This window comes from Colwellia sp. SU-HH00943, assembly GCF_057546125.1.
This window is the reverse complement of sequence record NZ_BAAJLW010000004.1, coordinates 380,312-404,048: the sequence shown is the minus strand read 5'-3', so window position 1 is coordinate 404,048 and position 23,737 is coordinate 380,312. Positions and strand designations below refer to the sequence as shown.

The 23,737-nt window shown below is 36.9% G+C and carries 10 protein-coding genes; 4 read left to right on the top strand and 6 right to left on the bottom strand.

All coding sequences use genetic code 11. The features are described 5' to 3' along the window. Nucleotides 1-29 precede the first annotated feature (29 nt). Nucleotides 30-2,225: a chondroitinase-B domain-containing protein gene (locus AC27GZ_RS13290; RefSeq protein WP_487095703.1), complete on the bottom strand. Its 2,196-nt coding sequence runs from the start codon at nt 2,223-2,225 to the stop codon at nt 30-32. Nucleotides 2,226-2,778: 553 nt separating this feature from the next. On the opposite strand from AC27GZ_RS13290, the gene AC27GZ_RS13285 reads away from it, so the two are divergent. The 4 genes from AC27GZ_RS13285 (at nt 2,779) to AC27GZ_RS13270 (ending at nt 13,380) form a co-directional block, all read left to right on the top strand. Further along, complete coding sequence (locus AC27GZ_RS13285) at nt 2,779-3,516, top strand: FadR/GntR family transcriptional regulator (RefSeq protein ID WP_487095702.1); 738 nt, start codon at nt 2,779-2,781, stop codon at nt 3,514-3,516. 442 nt (nt 3,517-3,958) lie between these two features. Further along, complete coding sequence (locus AC27GZ_RS13280) at nt 3,959-5,347, top strand: polysaccharide lyase family 7 protein (RefSeq protein WP_487095701.1); 1,389 nt, start codon at nt 3,959-3,961, stop codon at nt 5,345-5,347. A 736-nt stretch (nt 5,348-6,083) separates the two neighbouring features. Further along, entirely contained in the window at nt 6,084-9,119 is a 3,036-nt protein-coding gene (locus tag AC27GZ_RS13275; RefSeq protein ID WP_487095700.1) for a TonB-dependent receptor, read from the top strand. Nucleotides 9,120-9,183: 64 nt separating this feature from the next. Then, nucleotides 9,184-13,380 carry a VCBS domain-containing protein gene (locus AC27GZ_RS13270; protein ID WP_487095699.1) on the top strand — a complete coding sequence of 1,399 codons (4,197 nt, stop codon included), beginning with the start codon at nt 9,184-9,186 and terminating at the stop codon, nt 13,378-13,380. Nucleotides 13,381-14,256: 876 nt separating this feature from the next. Here AC27GZ_RS13270 and AC27GZ_RS13265 read toward each other — a convergent pair. The 5 genes from AC27GZ_RS13265 to AC27GZ_RS13245 all read right to left on the bottom strand — a co-directional run bounded on the left by AC27GZ_RS13265 (nt 14,257) and on the right by AC27GZ_RS13245 (nt 23,109). Next, complete coding sequence (locus tag AC27GZ_RS13265) at nt 14,257-15,141, bottom strand: NAD(P)-dependent oxidoreductase (protein WP_487095698.1); 885 nt, start codon at nt 15,139-15,141, stop codon at nt 14,257-14,259. Nucleotides 15,142-15,657: 516 nt separating this feature from the next. Next, complete coding sequence (locus AC27GZ_RS13260) at nt 15,658-16,146, bottom strand: gluconokinase (RefSeq protein ID WP_487095696.1); 489 nt, start codon at nt 16,144-16,146, stop codon at nt 15,658-15,660. 236 nt (nt 16,147-16,382) lie between these two features. Then, complete coding sequence (locus tag AC27GZ_RS13255; RefSeq protein WP_487095695.1) at nt 16,383-18,626, bottom strand: polysaccharide lyase 6 family protein; 2,244 nt, start codon at nt 18,624-18,626, stop codon at nt 16,383-16,385. A 507-nt stretch (nt 18,627-19,133) separates the two neighbouring features. After that, nucleotides 19,134-19,883 (bottom strand): SDR family NAD(P)-dependent oxidoreductase, encoded by a 750-nt coding sequence (locus AC27GZ_RS13250; protein WP_487095694.1) that lies wholly within the window; start codon nt 19,881-19,883, stop codon nt 19,134-19,136. Between the two features lie 193 nt (nt 19,884-20,076). Continuing rightward, nucleotides 20,077-23,109 carry a TonB-dependent receptor gene (locus AC27GZ_RS13245; RefSeq protein ID WP_487095854.1) on the bottom strand — a complete coding sequence of 1,011 codons (3,033 nt, stop codon included), beginning with the start codon at nt 23,107-23,109 and terminating at the stop codon, nt 20,077-20,079. Between the last annotated feature and the right edge of the window lie 628 nt (nt 23,110-23,737).

The following is a 23,737-nucleotide window of genomic DNA, read 5'->3' as shown; positions in this document are numbered from 1 at the left end:
TCGTAATTTACTCTTAATGATTTAAAAAGTTATTTAACTTGATTGTTTTTGATTATAGCTGTGTGCGGCATTGGCGCATACAGCTCAACAACCATAGGCTCAGGCGTATTAGTAAACTCGTTACCTGTAACTGATGTGATAGGTTCGCCAACAGTATGTTCAACATCTATTTTTGCTGTATTTGTAAAAATATTATCTTTAATCTGAGTTGCTTGGGTGCCATGTAACATAATACTTGCGCCCGTTTTATTGCGTTTACCCAGTGAGCTATTAGACACTTTGTTGTTGCTGAATAACAGGTGTGGGCCAAAGGTACTTTCATCTCTGCCACCACGATATAAATTAACTAAAGCACCATCAATCTTCTCAAAAGTATTGTTTTCTATATTGAGGTATTCAGCATTGTAAATCCCTAAATCATCAAGCTCTTTGTTGAGCTTGAATAAATCACCGGTAACATTGATAAATTGGTTATGGTAAATATCAATGCTATCTGCAAATGCTCTACTACCTGAATCAAAGAAGTGGAAAGAGTGATTCTTGTTTAAGTCTTTTATAATACTATTGCTGACGGCTAAACGATAGTTTGTCAACATGCCCCATTTTGCCGTTCTGATTAGCGTATTTCCTGAAGAATCGGGGCTATTTTCACCTGAGATAATAAGACCATCAACTTTTAAACTACCACCATTGTTAATTTCAAACAATGTTGAGCGTTCAAAGCTAACTTGCGCGGTTTTAGCTTTTGCTGCTTTAATCGTTATGGTTTTATTAAAAGTGATAATTTTACTTACGTTATATTGACCAGCTTTTAACACTAGGATATCACCATCGCTTGCAGCTTTTACTGCATCAAAAAGTGTATTTTCACCCGGATTAACCTTGATGGTTTTACCTGAATCAAATGGAGTTACAAATTGAGGTTTAACATACCAGCTAGGGCCTGTTTTTGCTTTGTTTGTAGGGGAAAGTGATTTAGCTGCGCCGATTTTTTGTGACTTAGGGTACATTAAGCCGTTGTCTGCACGTACCAAGGTTACGGACTGAGATTCAATACCTTTTTTAATGATATTATTTTTTACTGGATTAGATATATTGCTCTTAAAGCTGATACCGCTAATGTCATCAAACGCAGTGAAAGGTGATTGCTTATTTTCGTTCACAAATAAGTTTTTACTAAAGGTTGAGTTTTTAGGGGTTGCTGAACGTTCTTGGTCGCTACCTGCGGCTAACTGAATATGATCAACATTGATGAAGCTATTATGCTCTACTTGCGCATTGACCACTTGATGATAACGATTAATAGGTGAATTAGGCACACCATTCATAACAGTGAAGCCACTGCCAAAGCGATAGCCTGTTAAGCCTTCTAAATAATTATTTTTAATGATTTGATCACGGTTGATAATACGGATACCACCAGTATGATCAACACCATTCCCTTTAAAAACATTACCTTCTATCAAGTTACCATTACCATGACGCATGGTTAATGTACCTTTAGATTCAAAGAAGGTGTTGTTTAAAATTTTATTTTGACCTGATTTGATTGAAATGATTTCTACTTCCCCGTCACAGCGGTCAAAGTAATTGTTTTCTACGACAGTGAAAGAATTTGTTAATGAGTAATGACTAGTGCCAATGCGTAATGTTTCACCACCATTAGAGCCGAGAGCAGGGCGAGGACCAAAGTAATTATGGTCAATGCGGTGATGGTTTTCTTGGCTCTCTTTTGTATTTAATCGAACCGCAAGTGTTACGCCTTTGTTTCTTTTACCTACTAAAGAGTTGTGATCAAAGCGGTTATGTTTACCGTATATGCCAACCCAAGAATCTGACTCGAATCTATCTGGATTACTGTAATCTTCGATAACTACTTCAGTAACACGTGAGTGGTATGCTAAATCTTCTTTATTGCGTCGAAAGGCAATAACTTCATTGGTTGGTGTGTAACCATTTTTAAAGACTAATCCTGATACGATTAAATGCTCACCAGCTAATCGTAAGTTAGATTGACCAGATAATATAACTTTACCTTTCGTTTCTGCGGTTAAGTGAATTGGTTTATCTTGTGTACCTTTTGCTTTAAATAGAATTTCAAAGTCGGTCCAAGTACCATTACTTAAAACTAGCTTATCGCCAGGCTGTAATCTTTCTTGTATAGCTTTATATTCTTGTTGGTTAGCAACTAGCCACTCCTTAGCTGATACAGTTATAGATATCATTGAAAATACCAATGATAAAGCTAGGGGGAATTTCAGTGGGAGCTTTTGGATTAGATGCATATTTTACTCTTTAAATAAGGTGATAAGGTGTAGGGTTCAATCTACTCCTGTAATAAAGAACCCTACTAACTACTTAAATTAAAATGAAGCTTTACGTCTAAGAAGAACTTACGACCTGAGTCTGAGTTATCAGATACTGTAATTGCCCTATTAGTCTGTATTTTTTGAGTTTCATTTTATTGTTCCTGAGTACTTGTAATATTTTACTGCGTGTTTGAAACAGGAGTGACAAGTTATCTTTATCCTATTGAATTTGATTTAACCAACATACTAATCGTTTGTCAACCAAATTATATTACCAATAAAAATTCAAAGACACTAATTGGTAATAAGTTATTGTTGTTATTTTACTTGATAAAATAAAAAAAATAATAAACAATGACGTTGTTTATTATTTTTGCCTTAAGCAAAATAAGTGTATATGATTACGCGTTGTAATTTTTTTTGTAGTTTTTTCATTTTAATATATTGAATATATTGGTAAGGATCTAGTATGGGCAACCGAAGGTTGTTTTGGAGCATTGTAGAGAAAATTGAAGCGTCCATTAATTCTGGGGCTTACCCTCCTGGTAGCCGTTTACCTCCTGAAAGAGAATTAGCTGAAACGTTCGATATTAGTAGACCTACTGTTCGAGAAGCCATTATAGCTTTAGAAGTTCGAAGGAAAGTTGAAGTTAAAACTGGCTCAGGTGTCTATGTGCTTAAATCGGTTAACCAACTGAGCTCTGAAGAAAAAGTAAATGCTTTTGAGGTTACACAAGCAAGAGCTTTAATTGAAGGTGAGGTTGCAGCAATAGCAGCAACAACCATTACAGAAGAGGAATTAGAACGTCTACATCAAACCTTAGTTGATATGGAAGATGGTCACTATGTAGAAGCTGCAGACAAAGAGTTCCATAAGATTATTGCTGAATCTACTCGTAATAATGCCATGATTTTATCGGCAACTAACCTATGGAAACTTCGCTCTTCAACACCTGAAATAATTAATGACTACGCTAGTGTTTGTAGTAAAGATAACTCTAAAACTTTAGCAGAGCATAAAGCAATTTATCAGGCTTTAAAGTCCGGTGATGCAACACAGGCACGAAGTGCGATGCATAGCCATTTTAACCGTTTAATTAATGCATTGTTTGATGCAGTTGAGTCTAGAGCGTTAGAAGAAATACAACGTAAGAATAGTGAAAAGCGAGGGCTTTATTCTATTCCTAACCCTGTTAGTAGTAATTAGCCTGAGCTTTGCTTAATAAATATTTCTCTAGCAGTTTATTTCCTTACTTCAGCGTTAAATTTACTTGCAATAGGCTAGCTATTAATTCGAAATTTGCCTTGAATTAAGTAAAACTGTCAAGCTAGAGCGTTAATATATTCATTTTTACATCGCTATTAATTGGTTGATTATTTCTTAAACCCAGATCAGATTAATTAATCTACTCTATTCTTTTTGGACAAATGGTTTTGTAATTATTAGTCCAATTTATGTTAACCCTATATTTCATTACTAACTATCGCATCTGATTGTTATCATTACTCTTTAGCTTAAAATGGCTTTAGAGCTTACTAATGTTTCCTTTATTTCTTTATATTTATCTTTATATATAAACTTCCCTTTTGGTTTACAATTTCCTTTAAATTGGTAATATTGATTGGTTACCATTAGTTTGAGGTGTAGAGTGTCTTTAAAATTCTTTTGTATTTATATTTGCGTTTTTTTACTGTTATTTGGTTGTGGCTCATCATCGAGTCCAGAAGTACAACTTCCAATAAAAGAGGAAGAAGATACTGTCATAGAAGAGGAAGAAACAGTAATAGAAGATATTTTATGTACAGGGCTCTCACAATTGAGCTTTACAGACGCACAAGCTAGCGATTCATTAACAGGTTTTGATGCAAGCAATGTTATTGATAAAAATTTTATCGCCGATTCTCGGTGGTCAACATTAAATGTTGACCAGTCTCTAGAGTTAGAGCTTAGCGAACCATCTTTAGTTAAAGGGCTTGCTATAACATGGCTAAATGAAGATAGCCGTAGTTATAGTTATGATGTTGAAGTGTCTAAAGATAAAGAAACTTGGGTGTCAGTGACAAGTACTCAAATGAGTGATTCACTATCAACACGTAGTGAGTTTATTAACCTTTCAGAGCATACAGCTAAGTACATCAAAATTATTGCCTTAGGCAATACAGTAGATGGAAGTAACCATATTGTGGAAGTGGAAGCGTTTGGTTGCCTTTCAGATGTAGCCTCATCAATTGAGTTGATTGATTGGTATTTAAGTATTCCTGTTGATGAACGCTTAGCGTCAAAAGCAGTAAGTATCAAAGAGGATGAGCTTGAAGATGGATACTTTAATCATGAATTTTTCTTCTTAGATGTTGATGGTGGGTTGGTATTTAGGTCGCCAATTGAAGGGACAAAAACGTCAACAAATACCAGTTATACACGTACAGAATTAAGAGAGATGTTAAGAAGAGGAAATACTAGTTTTAGTACTCAAGGTATCAATGGCAATAATTGGGTTTTTTCAAGTGCACCATTGTCAGAGCAAAATGCGGCCGGTGGAGTTGATGGGGTTTTACAAGCTGAATTGGCTGTAAATCATGTCACGACAACAGGAGACCGCTCACAAGTAGGGCGGGTTATTATTGGTCAAATACATGCAAATGATGATGAGCCAATACGTGTTTATTATCGTAAGCTACCTGAAAATGAGAAAGGTTCTATTTATTTGGCTCATGAAATTTTAGGTGGGGATGATATCTATTTTGAATTGATAGGTACGCGATCTCAAAGTGCCAGTAATCCTGAGAATGGTATTGAGTTGAATGAACGTTTTGGTTATGAAATTTCAGTCACTGGAAATCAATTAACCTTTACTTTATCAAGAGAAAACCATGACGACATAATTGAAGTTATTGATATGACTGATAGTGGTTATGATCTTGGTGGCCAATACATGTATTTTAAAGCAGGTGTTTATAACCAGAATAATACTGGTAATGCAAAAGATTATGTTCAAGCGACCTTCTATAAAATAGAAAATAGTCATACTGGCTATTAATTAAATTAAATCAAAATTACTGACAAGTAACTTGCTTGAGTCGTTTCATATAATAACAATATTAATTACAGCAAGTTTTTATTCATAGTGACTGTTTTGTTAAACAAAAATAGTCACTACCTTCTACCCAATGATTATTTTGTCTACGTGTAATCATTCGCCTATACCATTATTAATATTCAGCGCATTAACCTAATACCTAAGAAGCGAAGATTTCTCTACTTAATTAAAGTGAATGGTGAACTTGTTGAAGAGTTACCGAAAGCAACTAACCGAAAGCAACTATAATAGAAAACACAAACAATAAGAATCATGGTGTAGTTTGTAAACTGCGTTTTAGCTCTGGGATGAAATTCCATTACATCATTATTGATCATGAATATAAGATTTATTCAATATTAATAATTTGAGTCTCTGTAAGGTGTTGTTAATTATATTTTTGTTGGCTATATGTAAAGATGGTTTGCCAATATGTCGCTTTTTGCTATACCGAAGTTGTAACCAATATTTACTTATTGGTAATACTTCTTTTTTGTTTTGGTTGACAGCTCGATGTTGCGGTGGTTATATTATACTCATTATATAAAAATTCCGATGTGAATAAATTGGCTGTAATTTGGTTGGATTTTATATGTGAAATTGCTATCCCTCTAACACAAGAATAAAAAATAAATGGCAGTAACATGCTTAGAATAATACAAAGAAATGAAATAAAGCGGAGAAACACGGTATGTCCATGAAATTGAGTAAAAAAACAAAGCCCATCCATAAAATAGGAAAGTTTAGGCTTTCACCTATAGCAAAATGGGTGAAATTTGCCGCTATTACTTCGGTAACTAGCTCTTTTGCATTTTCGGCAACAGCACAAGAAGCCCAAAGTGAAAGCCTGGAAAAAGCCGATGATATTGAAGTTGTTCAAGTAGTTGGTACACGTAGAACAATACAAGACCAAATTGCAATAAAGCGTGAATCTACTACGGTTGTTGACGGTTTATCTGCTTCAGATATTGGTGATTTACCTGCACTTTCAATTGGTGAAGCGCTAGAAACATTAACGGGTGCATCATCTCACCGTGAAAATGGTGGTGCTACTGAAATAAGTATTCGTGGTTTAGGCCCGTTCTTAAATGCAACTCATATTAATGGTCGTGAAGCGACCAATGGTAGTGGTGACCGTTCAGTTAACTTTTCTCAGTTCCCATCAGAATTAATGAAGAAAGTAGCTATTTATAAAACACAAGATGCTTCTATGATTGAAGGTGGTGTTGCGGGTGTTATTAGCCTAGAGACACTTAAACCTTTAGATTTTGGTAAGCAACGTTTTCAAGCAGAAATAAAAGGTAACTACAACCCTGAGCAAGCAAACGTTGACAATTCACTTCAAGGTGATTTTGGCTACCGTGGGACACTAAGTTATGTTGACCAATTTGAATTTGAAAACGGTCAAGCAATTGGTTTGAGTGTGGGTGTTCAACGTCAAGATATTAGTCAGCCAGAAGCTGAGTATCGAAGCTCAAGCCCAACTGGCTCATCTTTATGGGCATGTTTGAATGATCCTACTGATACTAATACTGGTTTTTTCCGTAGTTCAGCGGGCGACTGTGAAGATAGCGTGGATGGTAGCTTTAGTAACCAAGGTTATAATAATGATATTGATCCAGACACAAATCTTGCAGTAGATCATGGTAAAGATTACGCATTTACTGGCTCAAGCCGAAGCTTTCGTCAAAATGAAACCTCTGATGAAAGAGATGCTTTATTCGTTGCTCTACAATACAGCCCTTCAGATAAATGGGATATCAATTTAGACGCTCAAATATCAGATCGTACTCAAGCTGAAGCACGTCATGATTTACTTTTTTTACAAAAGCGTGTTACACCGGGCGTAACGGGCGAAAACCTGATCACAAACAATGTTGGTGGTATTCTACATTGGGAAGGTCAAGACCGTATCGAATCTTCGGGTGAGCAGTATTCACGTGAAGAAAATTATCGTGGATACGGATTAAACATCGAACACAATTTCTCTGATGATCTAAAGATCAATGTTGACCTTGGCTACTCTAAAACAAGCCGTGAAGAGCTACAAATAACAAACCGAGCAAGAACTAGTACGACTGGTAACTCATTTGCTTGGAGTTTAGGTGAACATATTCCTCATTTCACACTAACAGATTTTGATGTGACTGATATATCAAACTTTACTAGCGATCTTCGTAGCCGCCTAGACAGAGAAAATGTACGTGACAACGAGGTTGTGGGTGCAAGAGTTGATGTTCATTATAATCTAGACAGTGAAGTTTTTAGTAGCGTTGAAGCTGGTGTTCGAGTTTCTGAGCTGACGTATGTTCAATATGGTGGAACTAACGGTAATGGCTCAAGAGATACGTATGAATTAGATGAATCAGCGATATCAGCCATCGACGTACTTCAAGGCTGTCAAATAGCCTTCCCTGAAACTGATTTTTTAGACAATGTTTCTGACGGTAATATTATCACCAATGTTGACAGTTCAGGTAATGTTATAGAAAGCGGTACAGGCGCTTCTTGGGCAACATACAATAACGAATGTTTTGCTCAAGCATTAGTAGGTTCTGTAGGAGGCGAATTCGGATACCCAGAAGTTATATATGAGAATTCGGGTACTATTGACGTAACAGAAAAAACAACCTCTGCTTACGCAATGATTAATTACGACACTGAAATGTTTGGTAAATTTATTCGTGGTAACTTTGGTGTACGTGTTGTAAATACTGACGTTACATCTCTTGGCTTTAGAGAAGGTTTTGATGTTGTCACTGATCCGAACACAGGTGTGGTCTCTCTAGTACCAAACGGTAATATTGAAGGGATTGAAGGTGGCGGTGATTACACTGAAGTACTACCAAGCTTTAACTTAGTAGTTGATTATAATGAAGATATTCTTCTAAGAGCTGGTATTTATCGAGGTATGTCACGTGCCGATCCATCTGATATGGGTTATAGCCGCACATTCGTAACCGATGACTCTGATGACCCTCAATCAGTTGAAGACTTGTTAGTGGGTGTTAATGGCTCTGGTAACCCTGATCTGCAACCACTAATGTCATGGAACTATGATCTTGCTGCAGAATGGTACCCGACAGAAGATTCTATTGTAGCCTTAGGTGTTTACTACAAGCAATTTAATGGCGGTTTCCAACAGCAAACATTTTTAGAGACGTTTATCGTTGACGGTGTGGAGGTTGAATTACCTATTACTAATTCAGTAACTACAGATGAGAATAGTGACCTTTATGGTATAGAAGCGTCATTTTCGTATCGTTGGGATTCTGGCATTGGTGTGAAGTTTGGTTATAACTATGCAGATACTACCTATGAGTTTGAAGATAGTAATTACGGTAATACCTTTACTACTGATTTAGATGGTGTAACCACACAGCTTACAGCAGGTATTGTTCCTCCTGCCTCAGTACCTGGATTTTCTGAGCATGTATTTAATGGACAGGTTTACTACCAAATTGGCGACTTTGATACCGCGCTAATCTATAAGTATCGTAGCGAATACTTCCAACCATACACTTCTAACGGCACCAGACTGCGTTTCGTTGATGAAGCTGAAGTTTGGGAAGCTCGTGCTTCATATAAAATCAACAAACACGTTCGTGTTAAATTTTCAGCAATTAACTTGTTCAGCGAACCTCGTTCTGATGACTTCTATGTCAAAGGTAACTTGGGACAAGTCAGTGACTACGGTCCTCGCCTATTCTTAGGTGTCAGCTTTAAGTACTAGCCAAGTCTAGTACTTAAATAAAACAAGTTAATTTTGAAGAAAGAAATCTTTCAGGAGTAAAAAAATGAATAATAAATCACTTATACCCCTCATCATTGCGACAGGCCTAGTAGGTTGTGGCGGTGATGACGGTGCTGAACTAGATGGTAATACTCGCGGTAGCATAGAAATAACCGGTAGCGAATTTATCGCTGGCGCTTCTCTTACAGCAACAGCTACTGATGCTGACGGAATTATAGCTGACACACTTACTTATGTATGGTCAACAGGTGCTACAGGTACATCCATCACGATTACCGAAGCTGATGAAGGCTCAGTAATTTCTGTTTCTGCTAGATATACTGATGAAGCAGGCTTTACAGAAGGGGTTGGTGCATCTACACCGGTTATCAACCCAACGTTAAATGTTACTGCTAGCATTATTAAAGGTCCTGTTGATGGTGCAAGTTGTGAAATATTTAAAGTAGATGACAGTGGCGCTGCTGTACTTCCTGCGCAAGCGACTGCAATCTCTGACGCATCAGGTGGCGTTACATTTACCGACGTACATTTCGATGGTGCAGGTTTAATTACCTGTACCGGCGGTACTTATACTGATGAATCAACAGGCTTAACCTTAGATGCTCCTCAATTACGCTCTGTAGTGAGTGTAGTTGAAAATATAGTTGAGACTACTGATGGTGTGGAAACCATACTACCACCACCTACTTATGCTGTTTCTCCTTTAACTGAAATGGCTGTTCAAAACGCTGGCAGTGATTTAAACCAATTTGCTGATGAAGCTGAAATCATTAATGCTCGTTTTGGTATTCGTTTTGATGTAACAGAAGTACTTCCAACTGTAGTTGGTACTGATGAACTTGGTGCAGAAGGTGCTGAAGAAGCTGATAGATATGGTTCTGTACTTGCACTAATATCACAATTCGATGCTGACAACGCAGATGCAGATTTAGCTACTGTTCTTGAAGAACTCGCTACTGATCTCGCTGATGGTTCTTTTTCAGAAGAATCTTTAGCTACATTTGAGACAGCACAAACTAATTTACAAACTACTTCACAAGTTGCTAGTTCTGTTGATGAATCGTTACTTGACGTGATTGGATCTGCTGTGGGTTATAACAATGACCCTGTTGCGGCAATTATCGAAGGTGATTTTGGCGGTACTGTTCAAAATACAGCTACGGATCCATTAACTGGTTTAGTAACTATTATTGATCCAAACTTTGAAGAAGACGCTATTGTTGAGCAAACAGATGTAGCACTTAATTATGGTACATTTAGCATCAGCGCCAACGGTAGCTGGTCATATACTGTTAACACTGAAAACGATACTGTGGCCAACCTTGAATTAGGTGATTCTGTAAATGATTCAATTACGATCGCTTCTATTGATGGTACCACTGCTGAAATTGATGTTCGTGTTGCTGCCCTTACTCAGGTTGTAAAAATATCAGATACAGGCGGCGATACGGGTGAAATTAGATTTAGCGTTGATAACCTTCGTCAAGGTAAACTGACTGCATCTTTCGCTAAAGAGGTTGCTCTTGGTAGTGATGGAAATGTTAAAGATGCTTATATTACCCTTTATGGTTCATCGGGTAGTTCTAGTGAATCGTTAGTAGATTTACGTATTCAAGGTAACCAGACTATCGATGAAGCTCCGGTAGAGCCACGTTTCTTTGTTCGAAATACTGACAGTGATGCATATCCTGGAGATATAATTACTGCTCCATTTGTAGAAGAACAATTTTATAATGTCGAAATTGTATGGGACCTAGATGCAACAGAACAAGTTACCATTAGTATTGATGGTGAAGTAATTGGCGGTGGTGCTTTCTCTACAGCTGCTGTTGTTGACTCTGATTTTACAAGTTTAGACCAGTGGTTCGCAGATGGTGTGAGAGCTATCCAATTTAGATTCGGTGATAATGATAGAACTATTCCTTTTGGTTCTTTCTATGTTGATAACATTGAAGTGTTTTCTGATACAGCCGGCACTACAAGTGTATTTTCAGAGGACTTTGAAGGTTATGATATAGGTGATACTTTAGATGGTGCAGGTAGTAAGTATGGCTTAGCTATTTACTCAGAAGTTACTGTATTTGATGCAGGTGATGGCACAGTAGAACCTACGCCAGCAGTATTCTTTGGTTTAACTGGTAGAATTGCAGGTGATGAGACAACTACAACTGGTGCAGTTAGTGTTCTTGACCCTGATGATGGCGAAGCTTTTATTGTTCAGACAACCTTAATGGGTACATACGGTACATTAGAAATATTAGATGATGGTTCATGGACCTATACTCTTGATACCACTGATCCAACAATTGCTGCACTTGTTGTTGGTGAGAGTGAAATCGATACATTTACTATTGAATCTTTTGATGGTACTACCGCTGAACTAGCAATCACAATTACAGGTACAGTTGTTGTTGCTACTGGAGATAACAATGTTGCCAGAATGGCGGATACATCATTAACAGCTGATGCTGAATTACGTTTAACCACGGATCCACTTGCTGAAGGCTCTATTTCAACAACCATCAAGTTACAAGCAATCTCTGGCTTCACTGCTACACCAGATGTTAGTGAAGACAATACCGCTTACATCAGTATTTACGGTGGTTCTGCCTCTTCAAGTAACTTAACAGGTGAAATAATCTTTGCTAAAGACGGTGTTGTTAAATATCGTGATGCAGCAAAAAGTCAACAAACTATTGATGGCTTAACTTATTTTGATGATACCGATATTGATGTAGTTATTGAGTGGACGGCTACAGGTTATTCTGTGTCAATTGATGGTGGTACAACCTTCTACGGCCCTTATGTTGCAATTAATACAGGGACAGCGACAGAAACTTATCAAGTACGTATTGGTAGTTCTTCGAAAGAGTCTGCAAAAGAATTACTTGCTGATGAAATCGTCATTGCTGATGAATCAGATATGGCTGTGTTATCTGAGGACTTTGAAACTTATGCTGAAGGTGAAGATTTAAGTACAACTTATTCAAGCTCTGCTGAAGCTACTGTTAAGACCCTAGCGGGATCTAGTGTAGATAATGTTGCCAGAATGGCTGATACATCATTAACGGCTGATGCTGAGTTACGTTTAACAACTGCGGCACTTGCTGAAGGCTCTATTTCTACAACCATTAAGTTACAAGCCATTGCTGGCTTCACGGCTACACCAGATGTTAGTGAAGACAATACCGCTTATATCAGTATTTATGGTGGCTCTGCCTCTTCAAGTAACCTAACAGGTGAAATAATCTTTGCTAAAGACGGTGTTGTTAAATATCGTGATGCAGCAAAAAGTCAACAAACTATTGATGGCTTAACTTATTTTGATGATACTGATATTGATGTAGTTATTGAGTGGACGGCTACAGGTTACTCTGTGTCAATTGATGGCGGTACAACCTTCTACGGTCCGTATGTTGCAATTAATACAGGGACAGCGACAGAAACGTATCAAGTTCGTATTGGTAGCTCTTCGAAAGAGTCAGCTAAAGAGTTACTTGCTGATGATATCGTGATTGCTGATGCAAATGATACGGAAATTCTAGCTGAGGACTTCGAGACTTATGCTGAAGGTGATGATTTAAGTACAACTTATTCAAGCTCTGCTGAAGCCACTGTTAAGACCTTATCGGCTGGTGGTGCGGATAAAGTTGCTAGAATGGCGGATACATCATTAACGGCTGATGCTGAATTACGTTTAACAACGGCAGCACTTGCTGAAGGCTCTATTTCTACAACCATTAAGTTACAAGCCATTGCTGGCTTCACGGCTACACCAGATGTTTCTGAAGATAATACCGCTTATATTAGTGTTTACGGTGGCTCTGCTTCTTCTAGCAACCTAACGGGTGAAATTATCTTTACTAATGATGGTACAGTTAAATACCGTGATGCAGCAAAGTCTCAGCAAATCATTGATGGTTTAACTTTCTCAGATGACACTGATATTAATGTAGTACTTGAATGGACTGCTACAGGTTATTCTGTGTCAATTGATGGTGGTACAACCTTCTACGGCCCTTATGTTGCAATTAATACAGGGACAGCGACAGAAACGTATCAAGTACGTATTGGTAGCTCTTCGAAAGAGTCAGCTAAAGAATTACTTGCTGATGATATCGTGATTGCTGATGGAACAGGTTCGACAGTGCTGTCTGAAGACTTTGAATCTTATGCTGTGGATGACGATCTAAGTGTGACTTACTCTAGTTCTGCTGAAGCAACAGTAAAAGAAGACTAATCATCTTGAAGTTGTAGATTAATGTTTTAAACATGATTTAAAAATGCCGCTTATTAATAGCGGCATTTTTTTTGGTTATTATTTTTGCTTTAGTATCGTTGTGTGAATAAAAAGAACATTTAAAGTAAATTTAGCCAAGACTTGATAATTTGAAAAACAGCTTCCGTTAGCTTTATATAAGAAAAGCTTCTATGTTGAAACCTAGATTTGATTCGCTAAGTTAACCTGCGGATAGCGAATTTAGTTAGTAGACACTTAACTCCATTCTTTATAACTTAACGACATTACTATACATAGTATTGATAAAATCATTCAGTACTAATTCTTTCATCAAAGGCTGACTAAAGGTATGAGTTCTAATGTTCCTGTAGTTAACAAAACCAGTAGTATGTAGAGAGTAGTATTAATAATTCAAATTAAACTCAATTTAAGCACTAATAGGCTCTATTCGTTGCATTATTAAAGGTGAAGTGAAGTAAGTCGAAGTTGCTTTGTTAGTTTTGTTTTTTGTGGGAAATAAACCGATGCAAGCTTAAAATTTTCAAAAGCGTAGAAAAAGCTAATGGGCTAGCAACATTTAATAATATTTAAAAGCAGGGCTTTAAAATAATTATTGTTAGCACGAAGTAAAAGCCGTTAAGGAGTTATGCGCGGAGTAGGTACTAGCTTTTTATCGAATATTGCTCGTCGAGTTTATTATAAATAAGCCATAAAAAAGGCTTCTCAAATGAGAAGCCAAATAGGGTGTAAACCTACATATTCAATAAAACAAACTACACTTGTACTTGAGTGGGTGGAAACTCAATTACAGTGTTAAGCGTTACTACAGCATTGTATCAATCGATGCATAAACACCGTAGTAGGCTCAAATTTTAACTACTTCGAAAATTTAGTTTTGAAGTAATCAAAAACTACAGGAACATCATTTTGACCTAAACCTGCATCAACTGCAGCTTGTAAGTTTGCTGAAGTACCTTGAGCAATTAAAGATTCGCCGCCTAAATCAGCAACCATTTGGTTAAAATAACCTAAATCTTTGTTTGCATTAGCAACAGAGAAACCTAATTTCTCTTCACCATCTACTGCGTAGAACTTAGTAAATTGCATGAATGGCGAATTAGATGGGCCTGCTGACATGATGTCAAATAACTGTTGGCCATCAACACCAGCTGCTTCTGCTACAGCAAATGCTTGAGACATAGCGGTAACTGTAGTCATACCGATGAAGTTATTAATCAATTTGGTTGTGTGACCTGCACCTAAAGCACCTAAATGGAATACATTTTCACCTTGCTCGTCTAATACAGGTTTTACTTTATTAAATGTATCGATATCACCAGCTGCCATAATGTTTAATAAACCATCTTTAGCGTGTGCAGGTGTACGGCCTAATGGTGCGTCGATCATGCCACAGCCTTTTTCAGCAAGAGCAGCACCAATTTTGCGAGTTGAATCAGGAATAGAAGTACCAAAATCAATTAATGTTTTGCCTTCAGTCATACCAGCTAAGATACCGTCTTCGGCATAAACTACTAACTCAACTACTTTTGATGTAGTAAGTGCAAGCATTACAATATCACTTTTTTCTGCTAATTCTTTACCTGTAGTAACTTCTGTAGCATTGCCACGAGCAAGTACTTTTGCAACAGCATCTTTGTTAAGATCCATTACATTTACTTGAAAACCACGTGTTTGTAGATTTTCAACCATGTTACCGCCCATAAGGCCTAGGCCGATAAAGCCAATTGTAGGTTTAGTCATGTATAACTCCTAAAAATATTATGTATGTTCTTTAAATTTGAAAACTATCTCTGCTTCACATGACTACTGAAAGTATGAACACATAAATAAATTTTCAAACGAAATAGTGGTAAATATGGTCGTAATCCAAACAAACTTACTACTATCTCGTTTTATAAACTGATTGAATAAATACCTAAAACAATCAGGAATATTAAAATACTAACCAAAACCTCTTTGAGTGTCAACCAATTAATGGTTATTGGTAAGAAAGATTTGCATTCAAGATTAATCTAATTGGCAATAATCATTGTTACAAACTTGTTTCCTAAGTCTAAACGTGATGGAATCATGTAATTGTTTGTATTTTAATGATTTATTTATATTGTGTAATTGTTTTTTATTATGGGGAAATAATTTGTAATGTTTTTTAGCGGTGTTTTTCTTGTGCTGGTTTTACCAATAATTATGGAATAAGCCTTGGCTAAACTATAATTATTGGTAATACAGTTGAAGTTATTTTATGTCATTATTTGCCTAGTTGTAATTCAATTGATCTAAAATGATATTGACTATTTCATCAGGTGAATTTGCGACATTGACGAGGCAACCATAGTTAGGCAATTGCAGAGTATCTAGTTGAGAGTCGAGTAACTTAGCATCAAAAAAGTGCCCTTGTCGTGAGGCTAATCGTTGCGTTAATAGCTCTCTTGAACCATGAAGCATTACCCAGTTTAGTTGCTTTTGACAGTGTAAACCTAAAACTTCTCTGTATGCTTCTTTTAATGCTGAGCAAGCAAGTACAGCACCGCCATTATTTTCGTATTGGCTTAATTCTTTTGAAAGCGTTTGAAGCCAAGGTTGGCGGTCATCATCATTTAACGCTATGCCATTTTGCATTTTCTGCACATTTGATTCCGGATGAAAATCGTCAGCATCAAAAAAAGGTAACGATAACCTGTTTGCTAATAACTTCGCTATGGTTGATTTTCCTGTACCTGAAACGCCACCCACTACAATAACCATATTACTCCCCTGTTACTCAATTAATACTAGAACACCATTATACGAAATGTTGATAGAGAATAGGAACGCTAAACCTAAAACAAAATTAAGTAAATAACCCACTGAATTTTTTGTCATAAGTTTTTTTATTGACGATTAAAACTATCCCTAAAAAGAGAGTCGTTAGAAGAATACTGTACAATCACCGCTAGGGTGATTGTACAGTATGGCTGAGCTTTTAGCGTAAATATGGAAACTTACTTTTTATAGCTAATATTTGAAGCTTTGTAATCATCGCTATTTGCACGGATTTTATCAGTACCTTTAAATACGATATTGTCGATGACAGTAATAGGGCCGCCATTGGTAAGGAATAGTTCTAACGGAGCACTTTCGTTCCAACGAGTATTTGAAATATTCAAACGTTGAACGCCATGGAAATACATTGACGAGCCGGATCTATGTGTTGACCCTTTACCAACATTAGATAGGGTATTGTTACTGACAGTGACAATAGGGCCAAAAGTACTCTCATCTCGACCGCCACGGTAGACTGCTGCGACTTCTTCTTTGATGTCAGTGAAGGTGTTTCCAGAGATTACTAAGTTTTCTACACTGTATACACCAAGGTCATCAATTTCTCGGTTTAGCTGTAAAACTGCACCAGTAATATTAATAAATTCTGAATCTAAAATTTCAATAGTGTCAGCAAAAGTACCAGCGTTAGCTTTAAAGAAATAGAAGTAGCCATTAACGTTTAAATCAGTCACTTTGATATTGCGAACAGATAAATTGTAATTAATGTTCATTGAGTTACTGCTCGTACTGATGACGTTATTGCCTTTATAGTCTGGAGATTCTGCGCCATCAAACCAAAGGTTTTCTAGCGATAAAGCACCGCCATTTTCAATGTTGATAAAGTTTGGCTTTTGCGAGCGAATAATAGGCTTTTTACCTGATTTAGCCATAATGGTAATAGGGTGATGTATTTCAGCAAACTTTGTTAGTAAATAATGACCACCGTTTTCAAGTACCAAAGTGTCGCCTGGTTTACTTGCAGCTAATGCATTTAGGATAGTATTGGTGCCGCTAGGTACTGCAATTGTTTTACCGCTATCAAAAGCAATCGCTGTTTCTTTTTTCGTATAGAATTTAGCGCCTGTCTCTTCTTTTGTAACGGGTAATTTTACTTCCCCAAAACCTATTTTATCTAAAAGCGCTTGCGAAGGAGATTTTAATCCGTGTTTATTAACGGAAACTTGGTAAGGCGTACTAGTAAATCCACTTTTAATGGGAGTACTTGCTTCTTCATTTAAGAAGTTACCTTTAAAATTAATACCAGACATATCGTCATATAAGGTAAATGGCGATAGATTAGATTTGCCTAAAATAATATTACCTTTAAATTCTGAAGTGGTTGGTGGAGCTGAGCGCTCTTCATCGGCACCAGCCCCGAGTTCAATATAATCACTGTCGATAACAATGTTATTATTCATAGCTGAATCGATAACCGGATCGTAACGATTTGGTGGTGAATTAGGTACACCATTCATAATCACTAAAGCGCCACGTAAACGTTGACCAGTTAAGCCATACATATAGTTATTACTGACACTTTGGCTTTCATTAATAATACGAATACCACCAGTGTTAGGCTTGCGGTTACCTAAGAAATAGTTACCTTCAACTTTGGTGAAGTGGCCATGACGCATGGTAAGCGTGCCTTGAGTCTCAAAAAATACATTGTTAATTAATGAATTACCACTTGATTTGTTTGATATGATTTCATGTTCACCGTTAGTGCGATCAAAATAGTTGTATCTCGCTATGGTGTTTGAGTATTCACGTGAGAAGTGGCTTGTACCTATTCGCAGTGTTTCACCACCATTGGCACCAAGGATTTGCCTAGGGCCAAAGTAATTGTATTCAATAATATGGTTGTTCTTGCGGCTCGCTTCAGAATTTAATCTAACAGCAAGCGTAACACCACGGTTTCTTTTATTGACTAACGAGTTGTGATCAAAGCGGTTATTTTTACCATACATGGCTACCCATAAATCCGACATAGGGCGATCTGTAGTGCTAAAATTATCAATCACTGTATTAGTTACTCGAGAGTGATTAGCAAGCTCTGTGTTTGAAGTTCTAAATGAGATAACTTCGCCAGTGGGAGTAGAGCCATTTTTAAATACTAAATCTGAAATTAGTAAGTATTCACCCGAAAAGCTTAAATTTGACTGACCTGTAATGATTACTTTACCTGGTGTTTGAGCAGTTAACTCGATAAGTTTATCTGGCAAACCCTTACCTTTAAACACAAGCTCAACGTCTTTCCATTGACCATTAGCTAGAATGATTTTATCGCCAGCTTTAACGTTTTTTACCGCTTTATTAAACTCTTCAATATTGTTTACTAGTTGCGCATTACTCACTTGCACACACGAGAAAAGAGCAAACAATAGCACTACAGGGTATAAGTGAACCTTAATACTTTTCAACATTTTTTATAATCTCCAGATCTTTATTCTTTTATTAGATAAAAGAAAACTCATATGCACTAATTCCTAACTGCTCGTTCGTGCATCTATTTAATTATTTAAAAGAAAAACTTCTTTTTAACAATTTGTTATTACCAAAGCTATATAACTAACTGAGTTTATCAGGCTTTGGTTATTTCTTAGTTTTACAATTCTTGTTATTAATTTTTATAAGCTTATTCAATGATAAGCCGCCGTTAATGTTTATAATCATCTCAGTAATTTAACGCTATTTTACTGATGTAAAAAGAAGTTACAGGTTAATTCTTGTTAACTGTTATTACATTTGAAAGCGAACGCTTTGGCATTATTTTACGTAAGTTGCTTACGTAAATGCTCATAGGTAATGTTACTTATGAGACTATTAATTGTCTTATAGTAGTTTTAAAATTCGAATAAATACTAACAATATATTCAGCATGTTACCCAGAAAGATTAAACTTTTATTTAGCAATATTTACATAACGCTTATTATGAAAATAGTAGACCGCCATTAATATCAACACAGTTACCTGTCATGTAAGAAGCATTATCACTAGCAAGGAAAGTGACTAATTTGGCTACTTCCTCAGATTCTCCTTCACGCTTTGCTACGGTTATGCCAGAAATAAATTCGCGGACATTATCTTGAGTAAAGGTATCGTGAAATTTTGTTGCTATCATACCGGGACAAACACTATTAACGCGAATATCCGGACCTAACTCTTTAGCTAAACCTCGTGTGAAACTCATTATTGCACCTTTTGAAGAAGCATAAGCTACAGCACCATTTCCACCACCATCTCGAGCAGCTTGTGAAGCAAAAGTGACTATGCTACTGCCAGCTTTCATGTGAGGAATGCAGGCTCGGCACATCATAAAAAGAGATTTTAAGTTAACGTCCATGACACTATCCCAGTGTGCAGTAGACATTTCAGCAATTTTAAAGCGATTAACTAAGCCACCAGAAACATGTACAAGAATATCAATATGTTTATAGGTTTTAAGGCTTGTTTGAATTACGTTGTTGACATCTTTTTCTTGGGTTAGATCGGCTTGTAGTGCGATGGCATTGCAGCCTAAAGCTTCAATGTCTTTTACCACTGATAAGGCTGATTCGCTACTGGCATGATAGGTTAAAACAATATTGACCCCTTGCTTTGCCAAATCTATAGCACAGGCTCTACCTATATCTCGTGCACCACCAGAAACAATGGCTACTTTTCCTTTCATTGATGACATAGCTTTCTCCTAAAACGAACTGTCTTATAAGGGGGGAATTCAAACAAAATTAACTATATACCAATTCATATACGACTTAAACTTTCTAGCATTTATTAAAAAAAGAGCCTACTAATAGGCTCTTTTTATTTTTTTATTTCATCCATATCTTAGGAATTATGCCATCGTTGATGGCATTTCTTCGTTAGATATTTTAGAAACGGTAGTTAAGTCCTGCAATAATGCGACGGTCAGTAATACCTTTGTAACACAATACTCCGCCTTCAGCGATACAAGAAATATCTTGATCAGACTCAGTAAGGTTTACTGCATCAACACTAACTACAAAGTTATCAGTTATATCGTAGCTAACGCTTGCATTTAACTGGCCTCTAGCTTCAACAACCGCTCTCGTACCCATTGGGTCGAATTCGTTACTAGTACCTGGTAAATTATCAGTTTGGTAAGCACTACGCCATGTATAACGAGCTCTCGCTGTAACACCATACTTCTCGTAGAACACTGTGAAGTTGTATGCATCTTCAGAAAGGTTCAACAAACTAGCCGCTTCACGACTAACAGGGTTAGTCACTGAATCATAACCTTGTGCCGCATAAATCGCTTGTGCACGAGTTTCACCAATATCAATGAATCCAGTATTTACATCAGCGTCTTGAATCGTATAGTTGGCAATTACACCAAAGCCAGATGCCCAACCAAGGCTTTCTTCAAATTCAGCAAGAGAATATTGAACTGCAAATTCAAAACCTGATTGCGTAGTTTCGCCTTCAGCATTGAAACGGGTAGCATCACCAACACAAACACCACGACCTGAACCAAAGATACCTGCATCAGTATCATCACTGAATACACCACCTAACGCACATGGAGAACCGTCATGCGCACTGGTAGTATTACCCCACATATCTTGTTGCTCACGATCACCATCTTCATTGATAGCACCTGGTTGCTCAATTACTTCACCAAATAGGTTAGAACGTTTTTTATGGAAAAAACCAGCACTAAGAATACTTGCTTCAGCAAAATACCATTCAACAGAAATATCAAATGATTCTATTTCTTCTGGCTCTAAATCAGCATTACCTACACGAGAAACATCATTTACACCGCCTCGGTTTGGTAAAGTACGTGCTGCTGTCATATGCTCGAAATCAGGACGATTAATATCATGTGAATAACTTGCACGAACAAGAACGTCATCAGTTACATCTGCTACAACACTTATGCGTGGTAATACATAGCTATTTGAACTTTTTCCATTTACTTGCACAGTAGACGGAGTACCATCAGTTGGGTCGAATACTCTAGAAGAGCTGTTTGATTCAAAGTCTGTTTCTACATAACGTAAACCAGCATTACCGCGGAACATTCCCACTTCAAAATTTAATTGAGCATAAAGCGCATGAGACGTTTCTTCGATATCAAAGTAAGCAGACTCATCACTCTCTAGTTCAGTACTCATAGGAGGTTGGCTAACACCAGACTCAGCTATACCAGCATTTACTGTATCTACAAATGATTCTGCATTAACTGCTTTTGCTGGGTCAAAGTGTAATACACCATTAACAAATAATGAGCTACCAGTACCAGCGCCAAAGTTATCAGGGATTTCCGTTAAGATATCAGCAACGTACATACCATTTAAGCTGTTTGCGTAGCTACTTGTACCACCAGCACTAGCGCTGATGTTATCTCTCATACTTGTACGCTTATTATAGCGGTAACCAAAATCTACTGAAGTAATTGAGTCAATAGAGTCAACGAAATAAGTAAAGTCAGCACGGAACGTATCTTCTTTATTTTCTCTTTCGTTAGCACTATAAGTACCACCGTTATCCATTACATAGTTTGCTGGATCTAATAACATTTCTGGCGTTGGTGCATATGGGTCATCAAAATTGATACCAAACGCAATACCGTCAGTGAAGTCAAATGCTACTGGTATACCATTTTCATCACGATCACCAAATCTATCTGAGTTCGGGTTGATAAAGTTAAGCGTTAGTGAAAGGTTAGGTTCAACCGTTTTAGACTCTGTTGTTGATACTTCTGCTGAACCCATAAGGTTGTCAGTTAAGGTAAATTCAGAACCAAATCTAAATAAGTGAGTGTCTGTTAATCGAGAACCAGAATCCATAGAGGTACGCATAAATGGAGCACCACGATCGCTAACAGCATCATCTAGTTGTTGTGGAGTAAACGTACCTTGATTAGCTACTAGAATATTGCCAAGATCTTGATTACCATTACGTCCTGGTAGGTTACCAAGATGAACAGTTTCAAAGCCAGTGAAATCAGCCCAAAGTGCGTCAGACGCGCCTCGTCCATTTACTCGACTTACATTTGAAAACTGTACTCTAGAACTTTCTTGTCTACGTTCTTGGTCATTTAAAATAGCATCCAAATAGAATTTAACATCGTCATTCGGTGCATATTCAAAGCTACTCGCGATGTTAGTTGTTTCATATTCTTGGTTAACTTGAACCTGGTTCAAAAATTGAACACCCATGAAATGAGTTGCGCCATCTGGACAAGTTGTACTATCTGGACACGTAGTAAGATTGTCACGGTCAAGACGAGGACGGAATTCACTGTTATCAGAGCGTGTATAACTAGCACTAATTACAACACCGAATTTACCTGAATCAGTATCCCAATTGTCACCATAAGTACCAGAAAGTCTTGGTGTTGGGCCATCTGAAGATAAGCTACTGTCTTCTGCTTGAACACGTACTGAAGCTAAAGTCTCACCTAATGCTAGTGGACGAATTGTTCTTAGGTTAATAGTACCACCTACTGAACCTTCAGTAGTTTTTGCTTCAGGTGATTTAATTACTTCAACTGCAGAAATGATTGATGCATCAATATCTTCAAAGCTCATACCTGTACGATCGTTACCAGAACCGACAGTAGAAACACCATTTACTTGAACACGGTTAGAGTCAGTACCACGAATTTGAACACCTGTACCAACACCTGCTTCCCTAGTGATTTGAACACCAGTTACATTTTCAAGTACTTCCGCTAAGTTTTGATCAGGTAATTTACCGATATCATCAGCAATGATAACTTCAACTAGGTTGTTAGCATCACGCTTTTCTAAAATCGCACTAGTAAGTGCGCTTCGGATACCAGTAACTTCGATAACTTCAACATCTTTTTCCGCTTTAGCTTGATCTGTAGCTGATTCTTCTGCAATTGCTGCAGTAGATAGCATAGATAGCATAGCTGTTGTGAAAATTGATTTCGTCAATGACACTTTTTTATAATTATTCAGTGCTTGACTAATTTTATTTAGTTTCATTTTGTTCTCCCAAGTGATTATTATCTTTTTTATCGTAATGGAGGCTTTAGCCTTTTTTTATACTGACTAAAAGCTAACCAATAAAATAATGATTGTCAACCGTTTGTTATTACCAAATTGTTTTACCGGACATTCCTGAAAACTATAATTGGCTATAGTACTGTTTTTTGCACGGTTGAAAATTTTATATTTTATCTTTATTTAACAATTCTTTAGATTGCTTCGTGAGTGGTTGTTTTTTCACCATTACTAAATGTTTTTTTAAGAAAAATTGTTTCATGTTTTAAATAGATTTTTTCATATAACGGGATTGAAAAACTATGTCAAACTGATTTGTTACCTATCATAGACCCTCCGTTTGTTAGTGGAACTTTTTAATTGGTTAACCAATTGTTTTTTGGTTCCAGTATGTAAGTCACATAAGAAATTTATGTAATAAAAGTTTAGAAGAGAAGTGTTGATTTTGCGTAATAAACCTCAAACTAATTGTTTATTACGCTGAAGGTAATGCAGTTTTAGGGGGAAGAGTGTTAAATCGTAGCTTTGTTTA